The sequence below is a fragment of the Pedobacter frigoris genome (assembly GCF_032678645.1).
Lineage (GTDB): Bacteria > Bacteroidota > Bacteroidia > Sphingobacteriales > Sphingobacteriaceae > Pedobacter > Pedobacter frigoris_A.
Genome location: NZ_JAVTSP010000012.1, coordinates 1 through 5,546, shown reverse-complemented (window position 1 = coordinate 5,546; position 5,546 = coordinate 1). Strand labels below are relative to the sequence as shown.

Annotated in this window: 2 tRNA genes and 3 rRNA genes; all 5 read left to right on the top strand. The window is 47.5% G+C overall.

What is annotated here, in order from left to right:
* The first annotated feature begins 292 nt into the window (after window positions 1-292).
* The 5 genes from R2Q78_RS21765 to rrf all read left to right on the top strand — a co-directional run bounded on the left by R2Q78_RS21765 (window position 293) and on the right by rrf (window position 5,500).
* Window positions 293-1,814 (top strand): 16S ribosomal RNA (locus R2Q78_RS21765).
* A 175-nt stretch (window positions 1,815-1,989) separates the two neighbouring features.
* A tRNA-Ile gene (locus R2Q78_RS21760) sits at window positions 1,990-2,064 on the top strand.
* Between the two features lie 14 nt (window positions 2,065-2,078).
* Window positions 2,079-2,155, top strand: a tRNA-Ala gene (locus tag R2Q78_RS21755).
* Between the two features lie 224 nt (window positions 2,156-2,379).
* Window positions 2,380-5,258, top strand: a 23S ribosomal RNA gene (locus R2Q78_RS21750).
* 130 nt (window positions 5,259-5,388) lie between these two features.
* Window positions 5,389-5,500, top strand: a 5S ribosomal RNA gene (rrf, locus tag R2Q78_RS21745).
* Together the 16S, 23S and 5S rRNA genes with 2 tRNA genes alongside form the textbook arrangement of a ribosomal RNA operon.
* The last annotated feature ends 46 nt before the right edge of the window (window positions 5,501-5,546 follow it).

Genomic DNA, 5,546 nt, shown 5'->3' with positions numbered 1-5,546 from the left:
TAACGGAATAAACAAGATTGAAACGATGAGTTTTTAGAAACTGAATCTGGACGAAACGACCAGGATAAACTGAAGAAGACTGATTGCAACATATAAAGAAGAGCCGTGAGGTGATTCGAGAAGTTCATTAAAGAGATGTCATTTATAGCGTAGCGAGGTAAGAAAGTACGGTTTCAAAGTACATGAAAACCGAAGCTATTATTTTAGAGTCAATATCTATCAGACAATACAAATAGAATAAAGACTATTATTAATTAAGTTAAGAATGGTCAGCGTTCAAACAACACATTTTACAATGGAGAGTTTGATCCTGGCTCAGGATGAACGCTAGCGGCAGGCCTAATACATGCAAGTCGAACGATACCAAGGAGCTTGCTCTTTGGGAAAGTGGCGCACGGGTGCGTAACGCGTATGCAACCTACCTTATTCAGGGGGATAGCCCGAAGAAATTCGGATTAACACCGCATAAAATCACAGTATAGCATTATACAATGATCAAATATTTATAGGAATAAGATGGGCATGCGTGTCATTAGCTAGTTGGCGGGGTAACGGCCCACCAAGGCGACGATGACTAGGGGATCTGAGAGGATGGCCCCCCACACTGGTACTGAGACACGGACCAGACTCCTACGGGAGGCAGCAGTAAGGAATATTGGTCAATGGAGGCAACTCTGAACCAGCCATGCCGCGTGCAGGAAGACAGCCCTCTGGGTCGTAAACTGCTTTTATTCGGGAATAAACCTACTTACGTGTAAGTAGCTGAATGTACCGAAGGAATAAGGATCGGCTAACTCCGTGCCAGCAGCCGCGGTAATACGGAGGATCCAAGCGTTATCCGGATTTATTGGGTTTAAAGGGTGCGTAGGCGGCCTATTAAGTCAGGGGTGAAAGACGGTGGCTCAACCATCGCAGTGCCCTTGATACTGATGGGCTTGAATGAACTAGAGGTAGGCGGAATGTGACAAGTAGCGGTGAAATGCATAGATATGTCACAGAACACCGATTGCGAAGGCAGCTTACTATGGTTTTATTGACGCTGAGGCACGAAAGCGTGGGGATCAAACAGGATTAGATACCCTGGTAGTCCACGCCCTAAACGATGAATACTCGCTGTTAGCGATATACAGTTAGCGGCTAAGCGAAAGCGTTAAGTATTCCACCTGGGGAGTACGCCCGCAAGGGTGAAACTCAAAGGAATTGACGGGGGCCCGCACAAGCGGAGGAGCATGTGGTTTAATTCGATGATACGCGAGGAACCTTACCCGGGCTTGAAAGTTAGTGAATGATTTAGAGATAGATCAGTGAGCAATCACACGAAACTAGGTGCTGCATGGCTGTCGTCAGCTCGTGCCGTGAGGTGTTGGGTTAAGTCCCGCAACGAGCGCAACCCCTATGTTTAGTTGCCAGCATGTAATGGTGGGGACTCTAAACAGACTGCCTGTGCAAACAGAGAGGAAGGAGGGGACGACGTCAAGTCATCATGGCCCTTACGTCCGGGGCTACACACGTGCTACAATGGATGGTACAGAGGGCAGCTAGTTGGTAACAACATGCCAATCTCAAAAAGCCATTCACAGTTCGGATAGAGGTCTGCAACTCGACCTCTTGAAGTTGGATTCGCTAGTAATCGCGTATCAGCAATGACGCGGTGAATACGTTCCCGGGCCTTGTACACACCGCCCGTCAAGCCATGGAAGTTGGGGGTACCTAAAGTATGTAACCGCAAGGAGCGTCCTAGGGTAAAACCGATAACTGGGGCTAAGTCGTAACAAGGTAGCCGTACCGGAAGGTGCGGCTGGAATACCTCCTTTCTGGAGTAGAATTGACTACTCGCTGCGCAAATGATATAAATGACAGAAAATCTCAAAAAAAAGAAAACCCATAGGATGAAACATCACATAGTGTTCCATACTGAAAGCAGGGATATGAGTAAGCAAGGATTTGTGATTGAGAGATCAGCACTCTAGAAACTGCATACGAATACCTAGTCCCGTAGCTCAGTTTGGTTAGAGCACTACACTGATAATGTAGGGGTCAGCAGTTCAAATCTGCTCGGGACTACAGATATATTCTAAGGGGGATTAGCTCAGCTGGCTAGAGCGCCTGCCTTGCACGCAGGAGGTCAACGGTTCGACTCCGTTATTCTCCACCATCACCCGCCTTAATACAAAAGGGCATTAAATGACATTGTAGAAATATAATGTGGGGATCGAAAAGTTCTTTGACATATTGGAAGAAGTTAAAAAAGAAGAGCAAACAACAATAGAGACGTTGTTTGATTGGAGGGAAGGATATTCAAGCAATTGAATAAACTAACTGAAGGTTTAACAACAAATCAAAAAAAGCATTTCCATAGGCGCAAAAGGCTATGGAGAGAAGAAAGTAAATAAGAGCACACAGGGGATGCCTTGGCTCTCAGAGGCGATGAAGGACGTGATAAGCTGCGATAAGCACTGGGGATTAGCAAATATGAATTGATCCGGTGATTTCCGAATGGGGAAACCTGGCTAGTTGAAGACTAGTCGTATATAATACGCAAACCTGCCGAACTGAAACATCTAAGTAAGCAGAGGAAGAGAAAATAATAATGATTTCCTAAGTAGTGGCGAGCGAACGGGAAAGAGCCCAAACCACTTATGTTACGGCATATGTGGGGTTGTAGGACTACGATATGATTATAATGCAATGAAGTGGAACAGGATGGGAAGCCTGGCAACATAGAGTGAGAGCCTCGTACACGTAAGTACCATTAGTCTAGTAGTATCCTGAGTACCGCGAGGTCGGAGACGCCTTGTGGGAATCTGCCGGCACCATCCGGTAAGGCTAAATACTCCTGAGAGACCGATAGTGAACCAGTACCGTGAGGGAAAGGTGAAAAGAACCCCGAACAGGGGAGTGAAATAGAACCTGAAACTGTGTGCTTACAAGCGGTCGGAGCGTCCAGGTGGCGTGACGGCGTGCCTTTTGCATAATGAGCCTACGAGTTACTCTTCTCTGGCAAGGTTAAGTGTTTAAGACACGGATCCGAAGCGAAAGCGAGTCTGAATAGGGCGTATAGTCAGGGGAGGTAGACGCGAAACCTTGTGATCTACCCATGGACAGGTTGAAGGTGCGGTAACACGTACTGGAGGACCGAACCGATAAACGTTGAAAAGTTTCCGGATGATCTGTGGGTAGGGGTGAAAGGCTAATCAAACTGGGAAATAGCTCGTACTCCCCGAAATGTTTTTAGGAACAGCGTCGTGGTAAAGTTATTAAGAGGTAGAGCTACTGATTGGGTGCGGGGGAGTCAAATCCTACCAAATCCAGACAAACTCCGAATGCTTAATAATATACACGGCAGTGAGGCGCGGGGTGCTAAGGTCACGCGCCGAGAGGGAAAGAACCCAGACCATCAGCTAAGGTCCCCAAGTTACAGTTAAGTTGAACTAACGAGGTCCGATTGCATAGACAGCTAGGATGTTGGCTTGGAAGCAGCCATTCATTTAAAGAGTGCGTAACAGCTCACTAGTCGAGCGATCGGGCATGGATAATAAACGGGCATTAAATTGTACACCGAAGCTATGGGTAATATTAATATTACGGTAGGGGAGCATTCCAGCGGCAGCGAAGGTATGACGTAAGTTGTGCTGGAGCTTCTGGAAAAGCAAATGTAGGCATAAGTAACGATAAGGCGGGCGAGAAACCCGCCCACCGAAAGGATAAGGTTTCCTGATCAACGCTAATCGGATCAGGGTTAGTCGGGGCCTAAGGAGAACCCGAAAGGGATATTCGATGGACAACGGATTAATATTTCCGTACTTTTTATAACTGCGATGTGGGGACGGAGTAGTGACACTGCCGCGATCTGACGGAATAGATCGTTAAAGGCTGTAGGTATTGGACCGGTAGGCAAATCCGCCGGTCTAGCTGAACGCTGATAGTACAACAAACCTTCGGGGGCGTTGATAGTGCAGGTAATCAGACTTCCAAGAAAAACCGCTAAGCTTCAGGTTATAAAAACCCGTACCGCAAACCGACACAGGTATCCGGGAAGAGAATTCTAAGGTGCTCGAGTGAATCATGGCTAAGGAACTCGGCAAAATGGCCCTGTAACTTCGGGAGAAGGGGCGCTGGTAGCAATATCAGCCGCAGTGAAAAGGCCCAGGCGACTGTTTAACAAAAACACATGGCTTTGCAAAATCGAAAGATGAAGTATAAGGCCTGACACCTGCCCGGTGCTGGAAGGTTAAGAGGGGATGTTAGGGTTAAACCGAAGCATTGAATCGAAGCCCCAGTAAACGGCGGCCGTAACTATAACGGTCCTAAGGTAGCGAAATTCCTTGTCGGGTAAGTTCCGACCTGCACGAATGGTGTAACGATCTGGGCGCTGTCTCAGCCATGAGCTCGGTGAAATTGTGGTCCCGGTGAAGACGCCGGGTACCCGCAACGGGACGGAAAGACCCCATGCACCTTCACTACAATTTAACATTGACATTGGATACAGGATGTGTAGGATAGGTGGGAGACTATGAAGCGGCGTCGCTAGGCGTCGTGGAGTCAACGTTGAAATACCACCCTTTCTGTATTCGGTGTCTAACTCCACTCAGTGGAGGACATTGTTTGATGGGTAGTTTGACTGGGGTGGTCGCCTCCAAAAAGGTAACGGAGGCTTTCAAAGGTAAGCTCAATACGCTTGGTAACCGTATGAGGAGTGCAATAGCATAAGCTTGCTTGACTGTGAGACAGACAAGTCGATCAGGGTCGAAAGACGGATATAGTGATCCGGTGGTTCTGCATGGAAGGGCCATCGCTCAAAGGATAAAAGGTACGCTGGGGATAACAGGCTGATCTCCCCCAAGAGCTCATATCGACGGGGAGGTTTGGCACCTCGATGTCGGCTCGTCACATCCTGGGGCTGGAGAAGGTCCCAAGGGTTCGGCTGTTCGCCGATTAAAGTGGCACGCGAGCTGGGTTCAGAACGTCGCGAGACAGTTCGGTCCCTATCTGTTGTGGGCGTTGGAATTTTGAGTGGGGCTGACCTTAGTACGAGAGGACCGGGTTGGACTAGCCTCTAGTGAATCTGTTGTTCCGCCAGGGGCATTGCAGAGTAGCTACGCTGGGAATAGATAAGCGCTGAAAGCATCTAAGTGCGAAACTAGCCACGAGATGAGAATTCCATATAGGACCGTAGCAGACTACTACGTTGATAGGTTACAGATGTAAAGGTGGTGACATCAAAGTCGAGTAATACTAATAATCCGAAGCTTTCAAGAGCAGTAAACTGTTGTTTGTTCTTCCTAACTTAACTTCTTTCAATAATATGTCATTGTTATATGTTGAAATACAAAGCCTGCCAATGCGAAAGCATAGCAGAGATATACAACTAAATAACATTAAAAATATTTAGGTGCCTATATCGGTGGTGTCCACCTCTTCCCATTCCGAACAGAGAAGTTAAGCCCACCAGAGCCGATGGTACTGCGGTAACACGTGGGAGAGTAGGTCGGTGCCAAATCTTAAAGAAAGCCTGTAGTGAAAACTACAGGCTTTTCTTGTTTATA